Below are 18,731 nucleotides of genomic sequence, written 5' to 3' on the forward strand. Positions count from 1 at the left end.
TCCAAATTACTTGATAGTTTCGCTGTTAGATTTAAAGAAACGGACTTTTTTGCCGTCTTCGAATCTAAAGCCTACACGGTCAGCCTTGCCGGTTGCCGCGTTGAAGATAGCAAGGTTAGAGATCTGAATAGCTGCTTCTTTCTCTACAATGCCGCCTGGTTGGTTCAGGGCCGGAACCGGCTTCTGATGTTTCTTAACCAGGTTGATACCTTCAACAATGACCTTGCCGGAAGACAGGACATTCTTAACTTTACCGCGTTTACCTTTATCTTTACCGGTTAACACGATAACTTCGTCATCACGACGGATCTTCGCTGCCATGATTCGCTCCTTAGAGTACTTCTGGTGCCAGAGAGATAATTTTCATGAACTTCTCGTTACGAAGTTCACGAGTTACCGGCCCAAAAATACGCGTACCGATAGGTTGCTCGCTGTTATTGTTTAAAATAACGCATGCATTACCATCGAAGCGAATGACAGAACCGTCCGGGCGACGAACACCCTTCTTGGTGCGCACCACTACCGCCTTCAGCACATCACCTTTTTTGACCTTACCACGCGGAATTGCTTCCTTGATGGTGATCTTGATGATATCGCCGACGCCTGCGTAGCGACGGTGCGAGCCACCCAGAACCTTGATACACATTACGCGACGTGCACCGGAGTTGTCGGCGACGTTCAGCATAGTCTGTTCTTGGATCATTTTAGTGCTCCGCTAATGTCAACTACTACTGAGACCCGAAAATCAGGTCGTTAAAAAAGCCCCATATCGGGGGCGCGGCATTATAACACCGCTTCAACGATATGGGTAGAAAAAATAAACGGCTCATCGCTGAGCCGTTTATTCGTTGAGAATGCCTACTGTATTACAGAACGGCTTTCTCTACAACGCGAACCAGCGTCCAGGACTTAGTCTTGGACAGCGGACGGCATTCGCGGATTTCAACCACGTCACCAGTACCGCATTCGTTGTTCTCGTCATGTACGTGCAGTTTGGTCGTACGCTTAATGAATTTACCGTAGATCGGGTGTTTCACAAAACGTTCGATAGCAACAACGATGGATTTCTCCATTTTATCGCTAACAACGCGACCTTGCAGAGTACGGATTTTATCGGTCATTACGCACCCGCCTTCTCAGTCAGTAAAGTCTTAACGCGTGCGACGTCACGACGCACTTGCTTCAACAGGTGAGACTGTTGCAGCTGGCCACTTGCAGCCTGCATACGCAGGTTGAACTGCTCACGCAGCAGATTCAGCAGCTCGGTGTTCAGCTCTTCAACACTCTTCTCACGCAGCTCTTTTGCTTTCATTACATCACCGTCTTAGTTACAAAGGTGGTTTTAATCGGCAGTTTCGCTGCTGCCAGCTTGAATGCTTCACGGGCCAGCTCTTCCGGTACGCCGTCCATTTCATACAGGACTTTACCCGGCTGAATCAAGGCAACCCAATACTCCACGTTACCTTTACCTTTACCCATACGCACTGCCAGCGGCTTTTCAGTGATCGGTTTGTCCGGGAATACACGGATCCAGATCTTACCTTGACGCTTAACTGCACGGGTCATAGCACGACGTGCTGCTTCGATCTGACGGGCAGTCAGACGACCACGGCCAACAGCTTTCAGACCGAAGCTGCCGAAGCTAACATCCGCGCCAGCAGCCAGACCGCGGTTACGGCCTTTGTGCATTTTACGGAATTTTGTACGCTTTGGTTGTAACATCAGCGACGCTCCTTATTTACGGCCTTTACGCTGCTGCTTTTTAGGTTGCGCAGCCGGTTTTTCCGGTTGTTCAACAGCAGCCATACCACCCAGGATCTCGCCTTTGAAGATCCACACTTTAACGCCGATTACACCGTAAGTGGTGTGCGCTTCAGAGGTGTTGTAGTCGATGTCAGCACGCAGAGTGTGCAGAGGTACGCGACCTTCGCGGTACCATTCGGTACGTGCGATTTCCGCGCCGCCCAGACGGCCACTAACTTCAACTTTGATACCTTTAGCGCCCAGACGCATTGCGTTCTGTACAGCACGCTTCATAGCACGACGGAACATAACGCGACGTTCCAGCTGAGAAGTGATGCTGTCAGCAACCAATTTTGCGTCCAGTTCAGGCTTACGCACTTCGGCGATATTGATCTGAGCAGGAACGCCAGCAATATCCGCTACGACTTTGCGCAGTTTTTCTACGTCTTCGCCTTTCTTACCGATAACGATACCCGGGCGAGCGGTGTGAATGGTCACACGGATGCTCTTAGCCGGACGCTCGATAACGATACGAGATACAGACGCTTTAGCCAGTTCCTTAGTCAGGTACTGACGTACTTTAAAATCGCTGTCCAGGTTGTCAGCGAATTCTTTGGTGTTCGCAAACCAGGTTGAGTTCCATGGTTTTACAATACCCAGGCGAATACCATTAGGATGTACTTTCTGACCCATTGCTAGTCTCCAGAGTCTCAGCGATCGGACACAACCACAGTAATGTGGCTGGTGCGCTTCAGGATGCGATCTGCACGACCTTTTGCACGCGGCATAATGCGCTTCATGCTCGGGCCTTCGTCTACGAAAATTTTCGTAACTTTCAGATCGTCAATGTCAGCGCCATCGTTGTGTTCAGCGTTAGCAATGGCAGATTCCAGGACTTTCTTAACCAGTACAGCCGCTTTCTTATTGGTGTAGGTCAGAATATCCAGAGCCTGCGACACTTTCTTACCGCGAATCAGGTCTGCAACAAGGCGAACCTTCTGAGCAGAAGAACGAGCATGGCGATGTTGAGCTAAAGTTTCCATCTCTTCCTCCTACCTTATTTCTTCTTCGCTTTTTTATCAGCAGCGTGGCCGCGATAAGTACGAGTCGGTGCGAATTCACCCAGTTTGTGACCGACCATTTCGTCGGAAACAAATACCGGAACGTGCTGACGACCATTATGGACAGCGATGGTCAAACCGATCATGTTAGGAAAGATCGTTGAACGACGGGACCAAGTGCGCAGGGGCTTCTTGTCTCCGCTTTCCACCGCTTTCTCTACCTTCTTCAGCAAGTGCAGGTCAATAAAAGGACCTTTCTTGAGAGAACGTGGCATGGCTTATCCTCTAAAATTATTTGCTACGGCGACGTACGATGAATTTATCAGTACGCTTGTTGCTGCGGGTCTTCTTACCTTTGGTCTGAACGCCCCACGGAGTTACCGGGTGCTTACCAAAGTTACGACCTTCACCACCACCATGTGGGTGGTCGACTGGGTTCATCGCAGTACCGCGAACGGTAGGACGAACACCACGCCAGCGTGCAGCACCTGCTTTACCCAGAACGCGCAGCATATGCTCAGCATTGCCAACTTCGCCCAGAGTTGCACGGCAGTCTGCTTCTACTTTACGCATTTCACCAGAACGCAGACGCAGGGTGACATAAGCACCATCACGAGCAACGATCTGAACGTAAGTACCAGCGGAACGTGCCAGCTGACCGCCTTTACCTGGTTTCATTTCTACGTTATGAACGGTAGAACCAACCGGGATATTGCGCATCGGCAGGGTGTTACCTGCTTTGATTGCAGCATCAACGCCAGATTGAATCTGGTCGCCAGCTTTCAGGCCTTTAGGGGCCAGGATGTAACGGCGTTCACCGTCTTTGTACAGAACCAGCGCGATGTTCGCGGAGCGGTTCGGATCGTACTCAAGACGTTCAACAACTGCCGGGATACCGTCTTTGTTGCGTTTGAAGTCAACAATACGATAAGCCTGCTTGTGACCACCACCGATGTGACGAGTGGTGATGCGGCCATTGTTGTTACGACCACCGGATTTGCTGTTTTTTTCAACCAGCGGAGCAAAAGGTTTGCCCTTGTGCAGCTCTGGGTTGACCACTTTAACAACGTGGCGACGACCCGGAGATGTCGGTTTACATTTAACAACTGCCATTGTATTACTCCTCCGACTTACTCAGCGCCGCCGACGAAGTCCAGATTCTGGCCTTCCTTCAGGGTGACGTAAGCTTTTTTCCAGTCGCTACGACGACCGATACGCTGTCCGTGACGTTTAACTTTCCCTTTAACTACCAGGGTGTTAACGACTTCGACTTCGACTTCAAACAGTTTCTGCACAGCAGCTTTGATTTCTGCTTTGGTCGCGTCTTTAGCAACTTTGAGAACGATGGTGTTAGTTTTTTCCATCGCAGTAGACGCTTTTTCAGAAACGTGCGGTGCGCGCAGCACTTTCAGCAGACGTTCTTCACGAATCATGCCAGCATCTCCTCAACTTGCTTAACAGCATCAGCAGTCATTACGACTTTGTCGAAGGCGATCAGGCTAACCGGGTCGATACCAGTTGCATCGCGTACGTCAACCTTGTGCAGGTTGCGCGCAGCCAGGAACAGGTTTTCGTCCAGCTCACCGGTGATGATCAGCACATCTTCCAGAGCCATGTCTTTCAGTTTCTGTGCCAGCAGCTTAGTTTTAGGCGCTTCTACAGAGAATGATTCGACAACGATCAGACGATCCTGACGTACCAGTTCGGACAGAATGCTTTTCAGCGCGCCGCGGTACATCTTTTTGTTAACTTTTTGACTGTGGTCCTGTGGACGAGCAGCGAAGGTCACGCCACCTGAACGCCAGATCGGGCTCTTGATAGAACCTGAACGCGCACGGCCGGTACCTTTCTGGCGCCACGGCTTTTTGCCTGAACCAGTTACTTCAGCACGAGTCTTCTGAGCACGAGTACCCTGACGAGCACCAGCTGCATAAGCAACAACAACCTGGTGAACCAGCGCTTCGTTGAAATCACGACCGAAGGTAGTTTCGGAAACAGTCAGCGCGCTCTGCGCGTCTTTCAATACTAATTCCATTGCTATCCCCTTACGCCTTCACAGCTGGTTTAACGATCAGGTCGCAACCGGTCGCACCCGGAACACCACCTTTAACCAGCAGCAGGTTGCGCTCAGCGTCAACACGTACTACGTCCAGGCTCTGAACGGTTACACGTTCGTTGCCCAGCTGACCTGCCATTTTCTTGCCTTTGAACACTTTGCCCGGAGTCTGGTTCTGACCGATAGAACCCGGAACGCGGTGAGACAAGGAGTTACCGTGAGTAGCGTCCTGGGTACGGAAGTTCCAGCGCTTAACGGTACCAGCGAAACCTTTACCTTTAGAGGTACCGGTTACGTCAACTTTTTTAACGTCAGCAAACAGTTCAACGCTAATGTTCTGACCAACGGTGTATTCTTCACCATCTGCCAGACGGAACTCCCACAGGCCGCGGCCAGCTTCTACGCCAGCTTTAGCAAAGTGGCCAGCTTCCGGCTTAGTTACGCGGTTAGCTTTTTTAGCACCGGTGGTAACCTGAACAGCGCGATAGCCATCGTTAGCCAGATCTTTAACCTGAGTAACGCGGTTTGCTTCAACTTCGATAACGGTTACTGGGATAGATACGCCATCTTCAGTGAAGATGCGGGTCATACCCACTTTTTTACCGACTAAACCAATCATTGTATCAACCTCTCAATCGCTCGATGACCTGATTAACCCAGGCTGATCTGCACGTCTACACCGGCAGCCAGGTCCAGACGCATCAGAGCATCAACGGTTTTTTCAGTTGGCTCAACGATGTCAACCAGACGCTTGTGAGTACGGATCTCGTACTGATCACGCGCGTCTTTGTTGACGTGCGGGGAGATCAGAACGGTGAAACGCTCTTTGCGGGTCGGCAGCGGGATCGGACCACGAACCTGCGCACCAGTGCGCTTGGCAGTCTCGACGATTTCCGCGGTTGATTGATCGATCAGACGATGATCAAACGCTTTCAAACGGATACGGATTCTTTGGTTCTGCATGAGACCAGAGCTCCAATTATTTTATAGACGAAATAGTTACTCCTCAAACCCATTACGATTGATGGGAGAGTGTAACCGTTCTTACAGAGTTCCCCGATTGGGAACATTGTCTGGTATTGCTTTCGCAGTACCGGTGGCTCATATCGAACCGCTGTCAATATTAGACAAGCCCGCGCATTATACGTAAATCTCAGTCTTAAGCAAGTGCCGCGTAGAAATTAATCACTCGTTCACAAATGCGGGTCCCCTTCCACTCTGATTGTATGTCCTGTGGTGCAACGCGTTTTCCCTGGAAGGGAGCAAACATAACCCACATCCCGGACTTGTAGAGCCGCCGGGTTTACCCGAGGGTAAACGCTTTGCCAGATGAGGCTTGCCCATGTACATCGATTTTCCCTTTCTGCTGATTTATGTTTCGCTATCAGGGTTGCTCTTAGTCCATGACCTACGTACCGGACTGCTGCCCGACAAATTTACCTGCCCTCTTTTGTGGGGCGGTCTTATTTATCATCAGTGCTGCAGACCGGCGCAGTTATCCGACGCGCTTTGGGGTGCCGTAGCGGGGTATGGGGTATTTGCTTTGTTCTACTGGGGGTATCGTCTGATATGCCGTCAGGAAGGGTTAGGCTTTGGTGATGTCAAATTTCTTGCCGCGCTAGGCGCATGGCATCGCTGGGAATCATTACCACTGTTGGTTTTACTTGCCGCAGGCATGGCCTGTTGCCTCACCGGGATTTCCTGCGTCCGGTGCGGGAGACAGGTACTAAAAAACCCGCTGCCATTTGGGCCATATCTGGCGGCTGCGGGTTTTGTCATTGGCCTGGTAAGTATGATACAGGGCAGTTAGTCGCTGACTTTAATTTGCGATTGCAGATAGTTTTGCAAGCCAAGTTTTGCAATCAGGTCCAGCTCTGTTTCGAGCCAGTCAATATGCCCTTCTTCTTCAGTCAGGATCTCGATCATCATATCCCGGCTGACATAGTCATGAACGCTATCGGCATAGGCAATGGCTTCACGTAAGTCTTTAGCACCATCGAGTTCCAGTCGAAGATCGGATTGCAGCATCTCTTCAACGTCTTCGCCTATACCCAACTTACCGAGGTCCTGTAAGTTTGGGAGCCCTTCTAAAAATAAAATACGCTCAATGTATTTATCAGCGTGCTTCATCTCATCGATAGATTCATGGTACTCAACATCATTGAGGCGAGTCAGTCCCCAGTTTTTAAACATACGGGCATGGAGAAAATACTGGTTGATTGCGACAAGCTCATTTCCCAATAGTTTATTGAGATAATTTATGATTTTAACATCACCTTTCATTTTATAGTCCCTCCGCTTCCACTATTAGAGCGTAGATGGGGCTACAGGGATGTCAAAAAAAAGAGTGTGACTTAGGCGATCTCTTTAAATTCTGGCATTTGCGTTAATTCATCCTGCATGACTTCGCGGGCGGCACGAATACACTTACCACATTGATTTCCAACAGGAATAAATTTACGTAATTGTTGAAAGGACTGAGGATGAAACTGGCGAACAGCCTGACGTATTTTTTTATCACTTATCGCATTACACAAACAAACGTACATGATCGCTCCCGTTCAATTTCTGCGCAAAGTGTAAATGAGAATAGTTATGATTACAATAGCACAACGCTATTTACGCGGCGGGAGAATGAATAAAAAATGCGAATAAATATGACAATCGCTAAATAGCAGGCAGCAAAAAGGGCGCCGAAGCGCCCTTTTTAAGCTCAAAGCTAATTAACTAATAATTAGCTCATTACTTTAGCAACAACGCCCGCACCAACAGTACGGCCGCCTTCACGGATTGCGAAACGCAGACCGTCGTCCATCGCGATTGGGTGGATCAGGGTAACAACCATTTTGATGTTGTCGCCCGGCATTACCATCTCAACGCCTTCCGGCAGTTCGATGGTACCAGTCACGTCAGTAGTACGGAAGTAGAACTGCGGACGGTAGCCTTTGAAGAACGGAGTATGACGGCCGCCTTCGTCTTTGGACAGAATGTACACTTCAGATTCGAACTTGGTGTGCGGCTTGATAGAGCCCGGCTTAGCCAGTACCTGACCACGTTCGATTTCTTCACGTTTGATACCACGCAGCAGAACACCAACGTTCTCACCAGCACGGCCTTCGTCCAGCAGTTTGCGGAACATTTCAACGCCAGTACAGGTAGACTTAGCAGTCTCTTTGATACCAACGATTTCAACTTCTTCACCAACTTTGATGATACCGCGCTCTACACGACCGGTAACAACGGTACCACGACCGGAGATGGAGAATACGTCTTCGATAGGCAGCAGGAACGGCTTGTCAATCGCACGCTCTGGTTCTGGGATGTAAGAATCCAGGAAGCCAGCCAGTTCGATGATTTTCGCTTCCCACTCTGCTTCGCCTTCCAGCGCTTTCAGAGCAGAACCACGAACGATCGGAGTGTCGTCGCCCGGGAAATCGTACTGAGACAGAAGTTCACGAACTTCCATTTCTACCAGTTCCAGCAGCTCTTCGTCATCAACCATGTCGCATTTGTTCAGGAACACGATGATGTACGGAACGCCTACCTGACGACCCAGCAGGATGTGCTCACGAGTCTGCGGCATCGGGCCGTCAGTCGCAGCAACAACCAGGATCGCGCCGTCCATCTGCGCAGCACCGGTGATCATGTTTTTAACATAGTCGGCGTGGCCCGGGCAGTCTACGTGTGCGTAGTGGCGAGTCGGGGTGTCATATTCAACGTGAGAAGTGTTGATGGTGATACCACGAGCTTTTTCTTCCGGCGCGTTATCGATCTGGTCGAATGCACGAGCAGCACCGCCGTAGGTTTTAGCCAGTACGGTAGTGATTGCAGCGGTCAGGGTAGTTTTACCGTGGTCAACGTGGCCGATGGTGCCGACGTTAACGTGCGGTTTTGTACGTTCAAATTTTTCTTTAGACACGGCTATATTCCTTACTATAGTGCTCTCCCCTTTGGAGAGAGCACGGGACTTAGGTTTTAATCCTGTGGATTATTTACCACGGGCTTCAATAACGGCCTGAGCAACGTTGTTCGGCGCATCGTCGTACTTCAGGAACTCCATGGAGTAAGAAGCACGGCCTTTGGTCAAAGAACGCAGCTGGGTTGCATATCCGAACATTTCAGACAGCGGAACTTCAGCATGGATAACAACGCCAGTGACGTTGGATTCCTGACCACGAAGCATACCACGACGACGGCTCAAGTCACCGATTACGTCACCGGTGTTCTCTTCCGGAGTCTCTACTTCAACCTTCATGATAGGCTCAAGCAGAACTGGTTTCGCTTTCTTAAAGCCATCTTTGAAGGCGATAGAAGCGGCCAGTTTAAACGCCAGCTCAGAGGAGTCAACGTCATGGTAAGAACCGAAGTGCAGACGCACGCCCAGATCAACAACCGGGTAACCAGCCAGTGGGCCGGATTTCAGCTGTTCCTGGATGCCTTTATCAACGGCCGGGATGTATTCGCCAGGAATTACACCACCTTTGATGTCGTTGATGAACTCGTAGCCTTTCGGGTTTGAACCCGGCTCCAGCGGGTACATGTCGATAACAACATGACCGTACTGACCGCGACCACCAGACTGCTTAGCGTGTTTACCTTCGATATCGGTAACTTTCGCGCGAATCGCTTCACGGTAAGCAACCTGAGGTTTACCGACGTTCGCTTCAACGTTGAATTCACGCTTCATACGGTCAACGATGATGTCGAGGTGCAGCTCACCCATACCGGCGATAATGGTCTGGTTAGATTCTTCGTCAGTCCAAACGCGGAATGACGGGTCTTCTTTAGCCAGACGGCCCAGAGCCAGACCCATTTTTTCCTGGTCAGCTTTGGTTTTCGGTTCTACCGCGATGGAAATTACCGGCTCAGGGAATTCCATACGTTCCAGAATGATCGGGTGATCCGGGTCACACAGAGTGTCACCAGTGGTCACGTCTTTCAGACCGATAGCAGCAGCGATATCGCCCGCGCGAACTTCTTTGATCTCTTCACGTTTGTTAGCGTGCATCTGTACGATACGGCCAAAACGCTCGCGTGCAGTTTTCACTGAGTTCAGGATGGTGTCACCGGAGTTAACCACACCAGAGTACACGCGGAAGAAGGTCAGGTTACCCACGAACGGGTCGGTAGCGATTTTGAATGCCAGAGCAGCAAACGGCTCATCATCGCTAGCGTGACGCTCAGCCGGAGTATCTTTACCGTCGTCCAGAATACCGTTGATCGCAGGTACGTCGACTGGGGATGGCAGGTAATCAATTACCGCATCCAGCATCGCCTGAACACCTTTGTTCTTGAACGCAGAACCACAGGTTACCAGGATGATTTCGTTGTTCAGAACGCGCTGACGCAGAGCTTTTTTGATCTCTTCTTCAGTCAGTTCTTCACCACCCAGGTATTTCTCCATCAGCTCTTCTGAAGCTTCTGCAGCGGACTCGATCAGGTTCTGGTGCCATTCTTCAGCCAGTTCCTGCATGTCAGCCGGGATATCTTCATAAGTGAAGGTTACGCCTGCATCTTCTTCGTTCCAGTTGATGGCTTTCATTTTCACCAGGTCAACAACACCGGTGAACGCTTCTTCAGCGCCAATTGCCAGCTGCAGCGGAACAGGGTTCGCGCCCAGACGGGTTTTGATCTGACCAACAACTTTCAGGAAGTTCGCACCCATACGGTCCATTTTGTTAACGAACGCAATGCGTGGAACTTTATATTTGTTTGCCTGACGCCATACGGTTTCAGACTGAGGCTGAACACCACCAACTGCGCAGTAAACCATTACTGCACCATCAAGCACACGCATGGAACGTTCTACTTCGATAGTGAAGTCAACGTGCCCCGGGGTGTCGATGATGTTTACGCGATGCGGTTCATACTGCTTAGCCATACCAGACCAGAATGCAGTAGTCGCTGCGGAGGTGATAGTAATACCACGCTCCTGCTCCTGTTCCATCCAGTCCATGGTGGCTGCGCCGTCATGAACTTCACCGATTTTGTGGTTTACACCGGTGTAGAACAGAATACGTTCGGTAGTAGTGGTTTTACCGGCGTCGATGTGCGCACTGATACCGATGTTACGGTAGCGCGCGATGGGTGTTGTACGAGCCATTTGATTCCTCGTTTATCTTTTAGGCGTTCAATTTAAGTAGCCCAAAGCGGGCTGCTTACTAGAAGCGCCCGCCTGGTGACTAAAACTCCGAAGGGATTACCAACGGTAGTGTGCGAACGCCTTGTTGGCTTCTGCCATACGGTGAACGTCTTCACGTTTCTTAACTGCAGTACCTTTGTTTTCTGCAGCATCAGAAAGTTCGTTCGCCAGGCGCAGAGCCATGGATTTATCACCGCGTTTACGAGCAGCTTCAACGATCCAACGCATTGCCAGGGCATTACGACGAACCGGACGGACTTCAACTGGAACCTGATAAGTAGAACCACCAACGCGGCGAGACTTAACTTCGACAGTCGGACGCACGTTTTCAAGGGCTACTTCAAAAGCTTCCAGGCCATCTTTACCAGAACGCTGAGCCAGGGTCTCCAGCGCGCTGTATACGATGGTTTCTGCAGTAGATTTTTTACCATCTACCATCAGGATATTTACAAATTTAGCCAGCAGCTCTGATCCGAACTTAGGATCCGGCAGAATTTTACGCTGACCAATGACGCGACGACGTGGCATGGGTATACTCCGTTGTTAATTCAGGATTGTCCAAAACTCTACGAGTTTAGTTTGACATTAATATAAAACGTTTGGCCTTACTTAACGGAGAACCATTAAGCCTTAGGACGTTTCACGCCATACTTGGAGCGTGATTGCTTACGGTCTTTAACGCCGGAGCAGTCAAGCGCACCGCGAACGGTGTGGTAACGAACACCCGGGAGGTCTTTTACACGACCGCCACGGATCAGGATCACGGAGTGCTCCTGCAGGTTGTGACCTTCACCACCGATGTAGGAAGTCACTTCAAAACCGTTAGTCAAACGCACACGGCATACTTTACGCAGTGCGGAGTTTGGTTTTTTAGGAGTGGTGGTATATACACGAGTACATACACCACGTTTCTGCGGGCATGCTTCCAGTGCAGGCACGTTGCTCTTTGCAACTTTGCGTGCGCGTGGTTTGCGTACCAGATGGTTAACTGTTGCCATTAAATAGCTCCTGGTTGTAGCTTTCGCTTCGTAAACACGTAATAAAACGACCTCATACAATATGAGGACGCAGAATTTTAGGTCGGTGTCGAAAAGGTGTCAAGAAATATACAACGATCCCACAATTACCAGGACATCTGGCTGGGGTGCTTCACCGTAAGTCTGACGAAGTCAGTATAGCTAACCCTGACGACACTGTCTGAAATTTGACCACATAAGCCGCGAGCTTGAATGTCTTCTTCCAGTACATAGACCTTAATGGAGGCATTTTGCAGACTTTCAAGGAAACGGCTTCCTTCTACTGCCGCGGTCACGCCATCTTGGAGCAATAAAAGTTCATCGTCTTTATCAATCAGGCGGAGAAGAGAGGAGAAATCGGTAAGCCACGCAGAGCGATGTAATGTGTGCAGCATGAGTATCTCAAAACCTTAAAATGACGTCATAGTTGCCTAGCTCACGGCGTAAATCTTCCGGTTCTAACGCTGTCGCATCGACCACAAAATTAACACCCTGCTGAAGACCCCGCTCGCGTAAAGAGGCGGCGCAAAGCCAACATTGCTCAATATCGTACAATCCCAACAGTTTGAAGGTTGCGATGTAGTCTCGCGCCAACACAACATCCGGCTGTTGTCCCTGAAGGATTTGAAAAACGCCATCGCCGATAAAAAATACGCCGAGGTCTTCCGTTAATGCCGATGTCGCCAGCAAGGCATCTAATCCTTCACGGCCAGACGCGCTGCCGTGCGGCACGGTAGAAAAGACAAAAGCAACACGTTTCATTAAAACTGCACCACGCGATCGCAGGTCAGGGACGCCTCAGCCAGCGAACCCAGCCCGCTGAGGTTAAAACCTGATTGTAAATTAGCGCCTGCCAGGCCCAGACGTTTCGCTTCAGTTTCATCGACTACGCCGCGACGCAACGCCGCCGCCACGCAAATATTCAGCGTCACGCCATGCTGCTGGTTCAGCTGTTGCCAGGCCCGTACCAGATCGTATTCATCACTGGCAGGCGAAGTCAGTAAGTTGGCGTTATACACACCTTCACGATAGAAAAAGACGCTACTTAGCTCATGCCCTTCTTTGAGTAGCGCATGAGCAAATTGCAACGCGCTGCTCGCCTGCTGCGTACCATAAGCCGGCCCCGTCACCATGATGGCAAAACGCATTACTTGTCTTGCCCCTGGAAATCGCCGCTTTTGAACTGACGAATATAGAGGTAGACCGTGTGCTTGGAGATGTTCAGCCGATCGGCAACCTGGTTGATGGCATCTTTAATATCGAAGATACCTTTCTCATACAGATTCAGGACAATCTGACGATTCTTGGCGTTGTTGGAAACATTGCGATCGGCGTTCACTTCTTCGATCGTGAATTCCAGCGTTTGGGTAACCAGGTCTTCCACCGAAGAAGCGAAGTTGACGGCAGAACCCACTTCCGGGGTTTCCGGTGGGATAAAGGTATTCATTATCTGCGAGAATGGGACATCAAGGTTCATATTGATGCACAGCAGACCAATCACGCGATGCTCACGGTTGCGAATAGCAATCGTCACCGACTTCATCAAGACACCGCTTTTCGCACGTGTGAAGTAACACTTCGACACGCTGCTATCCGCACCCGTCATATCATGCAGCATACGCAATGCAAGGTCGGTAATCGGCGAGCCAATTTTGCGGCCCGTGTGTTCACCGTTAGCAATGCGGATAGCCGAGCATTTCAAATCCTGCAAAGAGTGCAATACGATTTCACAATGGGAACCAATGAGCATCGCCAACCCGTCCACAACCGCTTCGTAGGATTTGAGGATATCGAAGTCAGTTTGATCGAAAGGACGTTGATCCAGTAAATCTAGCTCACTGGTTTCGTTGGTTAAAAGCGACCTGGACATGAAAAAAAGCACTCCTTTTCAGGAGCCTGTCGTTATGTTGTCAGGGCAGGCTCATCACTATTATAGGGGCATCTAAAGTAATACAGCGCACAAGGCGCTTTCCAGTATTAATTATATCCTGTCGATAATAAAAAACCGCCGCCCTGTGGGCGGCGGTTTCTGGTCACTTATTTTTTGCTGCTGTCTGCAGCTTTATCTGCCGGTGCAGCATCTGGCTGCGCATCGGCCTTCGGCGCCGGTTTGATGTCTAACAGTTCAACATCAAAGACCAGCGTAGAGTTGGCCGGAATGCCCGGTACGCCAGTTTTGCCGTAAGCCAGATCCGGTGGGATAACCAGCTGGATTTTGCCGCCTTTCTTGATGTTTTTCAGGCCTTCAGTCCAGCCCGGGATTACCCCGTCAAGACGGAAAGAGAGCGGCTCACCGCGGGTATAAGAGTTATCAAACTCTTTACCATCAATCAGCGTACCTTTGTAGTTGACTACCACGGTATCGCTGTCTTTCGGCGCAGCGCCAGTACCTTCTTTCTCTACTTTGTAGACCAGGCCAGTAGCAGAGGTTTTAACGCCTTTCTCTTTAGCAAATTTCTCGCGGTAAACTTTACCTTTGGCTTCGTTATCAGCCGCGTCTTTTTCCATTTTCGCCTGAGCGGAGCTCTTCACGCGCGCTTCAAACGCCTGCAGAGTTTGTTCGATTTCCTGGTCAGACAGCTTGCTCTTGTCTGCAAACGCATCCTGAACGCCAGCGATCAGCTGATCTTTATCCAGTTTGATGCCCAGTTTTTCCTGCTCTTTCAGAGAGTTTTCCATATAACGACCCAGGGACGCGCCCAGCGCGTAAGCGGCTTTTTGGTCGTCATTCTTGAATGCTGCTTTGCTGTCAGCAGTAGCGGCTGGTTTCGCAGCATCAGCAGCGAAGGTGATCGGGGCATGCAGAGCAACAGCCATTGTGGTCGCCAGCAGCGTTACTTTAAACAGTGATTTCATCCATATCTCCAGGGCCGGGGCATCTCACCCCAGGGTTAGCTAAAACAAAAATGTACTATAAAGCGTTGTAGAACAAATCAACATACGGGCACGCCCTATTATCACCACATTTCAGACTCTTTTTGTTTAAATTAGTTTCGTGACCGAAGATTGAGTGCTGTGCAAACAGGCAAAGTTAAGTAGAATTCGCCGCAGTCCGCGATCTGCCGGAGAAAAAAGAAAGAGGTGAATCATGCAGGATACAACAATGGAAACTCGCCTGGCTGAACTGGAAAGTCGCCTGGCATTTCAGGAGATAACCATTGAAGAGCTCAACGTGACGGTGACCGCGCATGAACTGGAAATGGCCAAACTCCGCGACCATCTGCGTTTACTGACAGAAAAGCTCAAAGCAACGCAGCCGTCCCACATTGCGTCGCAGTCTGAAGAGACCCCGCCGCCACATTATTGAGACGTAAAAAAAGCGGGGATATCCCCGCTTTTTGTGCCGGATGACGACGTAAACGTCTTATCCGGCCTACGGTAGGCCTGATAAGCGTAGCGCCATCAGGCAATCATACCGATCAGTGGCAACCGCAGCCGCCGCCGTTACCTTTACCGCCACCGCCGCAGCAGCCTTCGCCGCCGTGCTCGTGACCATGGTCGTGACCGTGGCCATGACCACCGCAGCAACCGTCATGACCGTGGTCATGATCGTGGTCGTGACCGTGCGCGCCGTGAACGTGGCCGTGAGCCAGTTCTTCTTCGGTCGCTTCGCGGATAGCAACAACTTCTACGTTGAATTTCAGGTTCTGGCCAGCCAGCATGTGGTTACCATCAACTACAACGTGATCGTCTTCCACTTCGGTAATTTCTACCGGTACTGGACCCTGGTCAGTTTCAGCCAGGAAACGCATGCCAACCTGCAGTTCGTCAACGCCCATGAAGACGTCTTTAGGAACGCGCTGCACCAGGTTTTCGTCGTACTGACCGTATGCGTCGTTTGCGCCAACAGCAACATCGAATTTGTCGCCAACTTCATGACCGTCCAGCGCTGTTTCCAGGCCAGAAATCAGGGAACCGTGACCATGCAGGTAGTCCAGCGGTGCACTCACCGGAGACTCATCAACCAACACACCGTCTTCTGTACGTACCTGATAGGCCAGGCTGACCACCAGGTCCTTTGCTACTTTCATGATATCTCCTGAGCATGGAAAGAATAGTGGCGCAGATTGTAGCGGAATTCTGCACCCGTGTACCCTCTAGCTTAAAAAAAGCTGCGCCATATCGCTAGTCCGGATGAAAAATCCCGATCACTTGCTCTTCTTTGCGAACGTGCTCGCGCGCCTCTTTATCCGCTTCCCGCATCTGATGGCCGCACTTAACACACTCAACAATATCGATATTATTTTCGCGCCACATTGCCAGCGTATCCTGCGCCTGGCAGGACGGACATTTTGCGCCTGCAATAAAACGTTTACGAATTGCCATGATTACCTCTACTCAAATTCATCCCAGCCATCCAGCTGACGCCGCTCTTGCTGCATCTCTCGTTGGAAAATTTCCTCCAGCTCGCGCCGGGCTTCCCTGGCTCGAGAGATTTGTACGGTATCCGTATGCATGGGGATCAGCTCCCGCAGCATGCGCATATCCAGCCGACGAAAATGCAGCTGAGCGCGCTGAGCCTGGTGCGGATGCATCCCCAGTGTAACCAGCGTTTTACGCCCCAACTCCAGCGCACTGGAGAACGTTTCGCGGGAAAACTGCGTCACACCAGCTTGTAATAACTCATGCGCCTCTACACGTCCGCGCGCACGCGCAAGAATATGCAAATGCGGAAAATACTGTTGGCACAGTTCCACCAGTTTCATGGTGTCTTCAGGCTCATTACAGGTAATAACAATAGACTGTGCCGCCTCCGCACCCGCAGAACGCAACAGATCCACCTGCGTGGCATCACCGTAGTAAACCTTATAGCCATATTTACGCATCAAATTCACCGCGCTGATATCCCGCTCCAGAACGGTAATCCGCATTTTATTGGCCATCAACAGGCGACCAATAACCTGACCAAAGCGCCCAAACCCCACCACAATCACCTGCGGTTTATCATCTTCTACCCAGGGTTTTTCATCTTCTTCATCCGTACCGTTAAACTGACGGGAGAGCCATTTGTCGATCAGCTTCATCACCAGCGGCGTGGTCATCATCGACAGCGTGACGGTCACCAGCAGCAACGCCATTTGGTCGCCCTGAAACAGCCGTTGCGAGGATGCCGTTGAAAACAGCACGAAAGCGAATTCACCGCCCTGACTCAAAACCCCGGCAAACTGCATCCGTTCTGAGCTTCTCATGCCGTTAAGACGCGCCAGCACATACAGCACCAGCATTTTTACAACCACCAGTACTATCACGCTCGCCGCCACCCACAGAATATGGGTATAGAGCACGCCAAGATTGAGTGACATGCCTACGGAGATAAAAAACAGGCCGAGCAGCAGGCCTTTAAACGGATCGATTGCCGTTTCCAGCTCATGTCGGTATTCGCTTTCCGCCAGCAGCACGCCCGCGATAAACGTTCCCAACGCCATCGACAGCCCCAGCGCATCCATAAATAAAGCCGAACCCAGCACCAGCAACAGCGTCGCGGCGGTAAATACTTCCCGCACGCCAGAATCCGCAATAAAGCGGAAAACCGGACGCAGCAAATAGCGCCCGCCAATCAGCATGCCGGCAAAGGCCAGCACCTTCATTCCCACTTTGATCCAGTCAAAATGTTCGTCAGCAGAACCCGCCAGCAGCGGAACCAGCGCCAACGCAGGGATCACCGCCAAATCCTGAAACAGCAGCACCGAAAAACCCAGTTGTCCGGATTCACTGCGGTTCATGCCTTTTTCGCGCATCAACTGTAGCGCCATGGCGGTCGATGACATCGCCAGACCAATGCCGCCAACCACTGCCGCCTGCCAGGAGAACGCAGTGAGCATCAATAATCCTGCCAGCACTACTGCACTCAGCATTACCTGCGCGGCGCCGACGCCAAAAATTGAACGCCGCAACTGCCATAACTTGGCAGGGTTAAGTTCCAGCCCAATGATGAACATCAAAAAGACCACACCCAGCTCGGAAAAGTGCAGAATTTCATCCACATCGCTGATGAATCCTAATCCCCACGGGCCGATAGCAATACCCGCCAGCAAGTAACCCAGCACCGGACCGATACCCAGCTTTGAGGCCAGGGGAACTGCCGCCACCGCCGCGAAGAGGAACAACACTCCCGCCGTCAATAAATCAGAACCTTCCATCAGCGGCCTCCCACAGGGATCGGATTCGCCAGCCAGTCACCATACGCTTTCGCATGGCTGTCCAGCTCCTGCTTCGTTTGCCGCCTGGCCCAGTAGACGATAATAGGGCTCATCCAGTGCATGCGGCACATACCGGCCGTTAGCTCAAAAGGACGCAGTACATCGCTCATTGGATAACGGTTTAGCGCGTCATAGCGATAGGCGCTTTCCGGTTCTCCGGTCGTGATAACGCTCCGCCAGTACTTTCCCGCCAGTTGATTCCCTCCGGGGCCGCTGGCAAATCCGCGGCTCAGTACACGGTCAAGCCACTCCTTTAACAGCGCCGGACAGCTATAGGTGTAAAGCGGATGCTGAAAAACAATCACATCATGCTCACGCAGCAGCGCCTGCTCATGCGGAATGTCGATAAAAAAATCAGGATAGTGCGCGTACAGGTCGTGCACGGTAACATTGCTGAGCTGCATGGCCGGTTTAAGCAGAACCCGGTTCGCAACCGAGTCCTGAGATTCCGGATGGGCATACAGCAGCAAGACTTTCGCTGGCTGGAACATCATCCCCCTCCCGGTTTTGTCT

General features: G+C 51.0%; 30 protein-coding genes. 2 read left to right on the plus strand and 28 right to left on the minus strand.

What is annotated here, in order from left to right; genetic code table 11:
• Positions 1 to 6: 6 nt before the first annotated feature.
• The 13 genes from rplX to rpsJ form a co-directional block, all read right to left on the minus strand.
• Positions 7 to 321: a 50S ribosomal protein L24 gene (gene rplX / locus LA337_21450; GenBank protein ID UBI15686.1), complete on the minus strand. Its 315-nt coding sequence runs from the start codon at positions 319 to 321 to the stop codon at positions 7 to 9.
• A gap of 10 nt (positions 322 to 331) precedes the next feature.
• Entirely contained in the window at positions 332 to 703 is a 372-nt protein-coding gene (gene rplN / locus LA337_21455; protein UBI15687.1) for a 50S ribosomal protein L14, read from the minus strand.
• A 163-nt stretch (positions 704 to 866) separates the two neighbouring features.
• Complete coding sequence (rpsQ, locus tag LA337_21460; GenBank protein ID UBI15688.1) at positions 867 to 1,121, minus strand: 30S ribosomal protein S17; 255 nt, start codon at positions 1,119 to 1,121, stop codon at positions 867 to 869.
• Positions 1,121 to 1,312 (minus strand): 50S ribosomal protein L29, encoded by a 192-nt coding sequence (gene rpmC, locus LA337_21465; GenBank protein UBI15689.1) that lies wholly within the window; start codon positions 1,310 to 1,312, stop codon positions 1,121 to 1,123. The genes rpsQ and rpmC overlap by 1 nt, the downstream gene beginning before the upstream one ends.
• Positions 1,312 to 1,722 (minus strand): 50S ribosomal protein L16, encoded by a 411-nt coding sequence (gene rplP / locus LA337_21470; GenBank protein ID UBI15690.1) that lies wholly within the window; start codon positions 1,720 to 1,722, stop codon positions 1,312 to 1,314. Before rplP ends, rpmC begins: the two co-directional genes overlap by 1 nt.
• A gap of 12 nt (positions 1,723 to 1,734) precedes the next feature.
• A complete protein-coding gene (rpsC, locus tag LA337_21475; GenBank protein ID UBI15691.1) occupies positions 1,735 to 2,436 on the minus strand; it encodes a 30S ribosomal protein S3 in 702 nt (233 codons plus the stop codon).
• 17 nt (positions 2,437 to 2,453) lie between these two features.
• Entirely contained in the window at positions 2,454 to 2,786 is a 333-nt protein-coding gene (gene rplV, locus LA337_21480) for a 50S ribosomal protein L22 (protein ID UBI15692.1), read from the minus strand.
• Positions 2,787 to 2,800: 14 nt separating this feature from the next.
• Positions 2,801 to 3,079: a 30S ribosomal protein S19 gene (gene rpsS / locus LA337_21485; protein ID UBI15693.1), complete on the minus strand. Its 279-nt coding sequence runs from the start codon at positions 3,077 to 3,079 to the stop codon at positions 2,801 to 2,803.
• Positions 3,080 to 3,095: 16 nt separating this feature from the next.
• Entirely contained in the window at positions 3,096 to 3,917 is an 822-nt protein-coding gene (rplB, locus tag LA337_21490) for a 50S ribosomal protein L2 (GenBank protein UBI15694.1), read from the minus strand.
• A gap of 17 nt (positions 3,918 to 3,934) precedes the next feature.
• A complete protein-coding gene (gene rplW, locus LA337_21495) occupies positions 3,935 to 4,237 on the minus strand; it encodes a 50S ribosomal protein L23 (protein UBI15695.1) in 303 nt (100 codons plus the stop codon).
• On the minus strand, positions 4,234 to 4,839 hold the full coding sequence (gene rplD / locus LA337_21500; protein UBI15696.1) for a 50S ribosomal protein L4: 606 nt from the start codon (positions 4,837 to 4,839) through the stop codon (positions 4,234 to 4,236). Before rplD ends, rplW begins: the two co-directional genes overlap by 4 nt.
• A 10-nt stretch (positions 4,840 to 4,849) precedes the next feature.
• Positions 4,850 to 5,479: a 50S ribosomal protein L3 gene (rplC, locus tag LA337_21505; protein ID UBI15697.1), complete on the minus strand. Its 630-nt coding sequence runs from the start codon at positions 5,477 to 5,479 to the stop codon at positions 4,850 to 4,852.
• 32 nt (positions 5,480 to 5,511) lie between these two features.
• Positions 5,512 to 5,823: a 30S ribosomal protein S10 gene (rpsJ, locus tag LA337_21510; GenBank protein UBI15698.1), complete on the minus strand. Its 312-nt coding sequence runs from the start codon at positions 5,821 to 5,823 to the stop codon at positions 5,512 to 5,514.
• Positions 5,824 to 6,202: 379 nt separating this feature from the next.
• Between rpsJ and LA337_21515 the strand changes: the two genes are divergently transcribed.
• Entirely contained in the window at positions 6,203 to 6,670 is a 468-nt protein-coding gene (locus LA337_21515; GenBank protein ID UBI15699.1) for an A24 family peptidase, read from the plus strand.
• Here the strand turns inward: LA337_21515 and bfr are convergent.
• The 11 genes from bfr to fkpA form a co-directional block, all read right to left on the minus strand.
• A complete protein-coding gene (gene bfr / locus LA337_21520) occupies positions 6,667 to 7,143 on the minus strand; it encodes a bacterioferritin (protein UBI15700.1) in 477 nt (158 codons plus the stop codon). The two genes, LA337_21515 and bfr, sit on opposite strands and share 4 nt — an antisense overlap.
• Before the next feature lie 71 nt (positions 7,144 to 7,214).
• Positions 7,215 to 7,409 (minus strand): bacterioferritin-associated ferredoxin, encoded by a 195-nt coding sequence (gene bfd / locus LA337_21525; protein UBI15701.1) that lies wholly within the window; start codon positions 7,407 to 7,409, stop codon positions 7,215 to 7,217.
• Between the two features lie 185 nt (positions 7,410 to 7,594).
• Positions 7,595 to 8,779, minus strand: coding sequence for an elongation factor Tu (tuf, locus tag LA337_21530; protein ID UBI15702.1), 1,185 nt, complete (start codon positions 8,777 to 8,779; stop codon positions 7,595 to 7,597).
• A 69-nt stretch (positions 8,780 to 8,848) separates the two neighbouring features.
• On the minus strand, positions 8,849 to 10,963 hold the full coding sequence (gene fusA, locus LA337_21535; protein UBI15703.1) for an elongation factor G: 2,115 nt from the start codon (positions 10,961 to 10,963) through the stop codon (positions 8,849 to 8,851).
• Between the two features lie 96 nt (positions 10,964 to 11,059).
• Positions 11,060 to 11,530 (minus strand): 30S ribosomal protein S7, encoded by a 471-nt coding sequence (gene rpsG / locus LA337_21540; GenBank protein ID UBI15704.1) that lies wholly within the window; start codon positions 11,528 to 11,530, stop codon positions 11,060 to 11,062.
• A 95-nt stretch (positions 11,531 to 11,625) separates the two neighbouring features.
• A complete protein-coding gene (gene rpsL, locus LA337_21545) occupies positions 11,626 to 12,000 on the minus strand; it encodes a 30S ribosomal protein S12 (protein UBI15705.1) in 375 nt (124 codons plus the stop codon).
• Positions 12,001 to 12,125: 125 nt separating this feature from the next.
• Positions 12,126 to 12,413 (minus strand): sulfurtransferase complex subunit TusB, encoded by a 288-nt coding sequence (tusB, locus tag LA337_21550; protein ID UBI15706.1) that lies wholly within the window; start codon positions 12,411 to 12,413, stop codon positions 12,126 to 12,128.
• 7 nt (positions 12,414 to 12,420) lie between these two features.
• Positions 12,421 to 12,780 carry a sulfurtransferase complex subunit TusC gene (tusC, locus tag LA337_21555; protein UBI15707.1) on the minus strand — a complete coding sequence of 120 codons (360 nt, stop codon included), beginning with the start codon at positions 12,778 to 12,780 and terminating at the stop codon, positions 12,421 to 12,423.
• Entirely contained in the window at positions 12,780 to 13,166 is a 387-nt protein-coding gene (gene tusD, locus LA337_21560; GenBank protein UBI15708.1) for a sulfurtransferase complex subunit TusD, read from the minus strand. Before tusD ends, tusC begins: the two co-directional genes overlap by 1 nt.
• A complete protein-coding gene (locus tag LA337_21565; protein UBI15709.1) occupies positions 13,166 to 13,888 on the minus strand; it encodes a transcriptional regulator in 723 nt (240 codons plus the stop codon). The genes tusD and LA337_21565 overlap by 1 nt, the downstream gene beginning before the upstream one ends.
• A gap of 167 nt (positions 13,889 to 14,055) precedes the next feature.
• A complete protein-coding gene (gene fkpA, locus LA337_21570) occupies positions 14,056 to 14,874 on the minus strand; it encodes an FKBP-type peptidyl-prolyl cis-trans isomerase (protein ID UBI15710.1) in 819 nt (272 codons plus the stop codon).
• Positions 14,875 to 15,106: 232 nt separating this feature from the next.
• Here fkpA and LA337_21575 point away from each other — a divergent pair, with 232 nt between their 5' ends.
• Entirely contained in the window at positions 15,107 to 15,325 is a 219-nt protein-coding gene (locus LA337_21575) for a SlyX family protein (protein UBI15711.1), read from the plus strand.
• Positions 15,326 to 15,437: 112 nt separating this feature from the next.
• Here the strand turns inward: LA337_21575 and slyD are convergent, their stop codons facing one another.
• The 4 genes from slyD to kefG form a co-directional block, all read right to left on the minus strand.
• The gene (gene slyD, locus LA337_21580; GenBank protein UBI15712.1) at positions 15,438 to 16,049 is read right to left on the minus strand and encodes a peptidylprolyl isomerase; all 612 of its coding nucleotides are present in this window, start codon (positions 16,047 to 16,049) and stop codon (positions 15,438 to 15,440) included.
• 94 nt (positions 16,050 to 16,143) lie between these two features.
• Positions 16,144 to 16,344, minus strand: a complete 201-nt coding sequence (locus tag LA337_21585; GenBank protein ID UBI15713.1) for a YheV family putative metal-binding protein — start codon at positions 16,342 to 16,344, stop codon at positions 16,144 to 16,146.
• Between the two features lie 8 nt (positions 16,345 to 16,352).
• The gene (kefB, locus tag LA337_21590; protein ID UBI15714.1) at positions 16,353 to 18,158 is read right to left on the minus strand and encodes a glutathione-regulated potassium-efflux system protein KefB; all 1,806 of its coding nucleotides are present in this window, start codon (positions 18,156 to 18,158) and stop codon (positions 16,353 to 16,355) included.
• The gene (kefG, locus tag LA337_21595; protein UBI18532.1) at positions 18,158 to 18,709 is read right to left on the minus strand and encodes a glutathione-regulated potassium-efflux system ancillary protein KefG; all 552 of its coding nucleotides are present in this window, start codon (positions 18,707 to 18,709) and stop codon (positions 18,158 to 18,160) included. Before kefG ends, kefB begins: the two co-directional genes overlap by 1 nt.
• Positions 18,710 to 18,731 lie beyond the last annotated feature (22 nt).

The organism is Citrobacter europaeus (assembly GCA_020099315.1).
Classification (GTDB): domain Bacteria; phylum Pseudomonadota; class Gammaproteobacteria; order Enterobacterales; family Enterobacteriaceae; genus Citrobacter; species Citrobacter europaeus.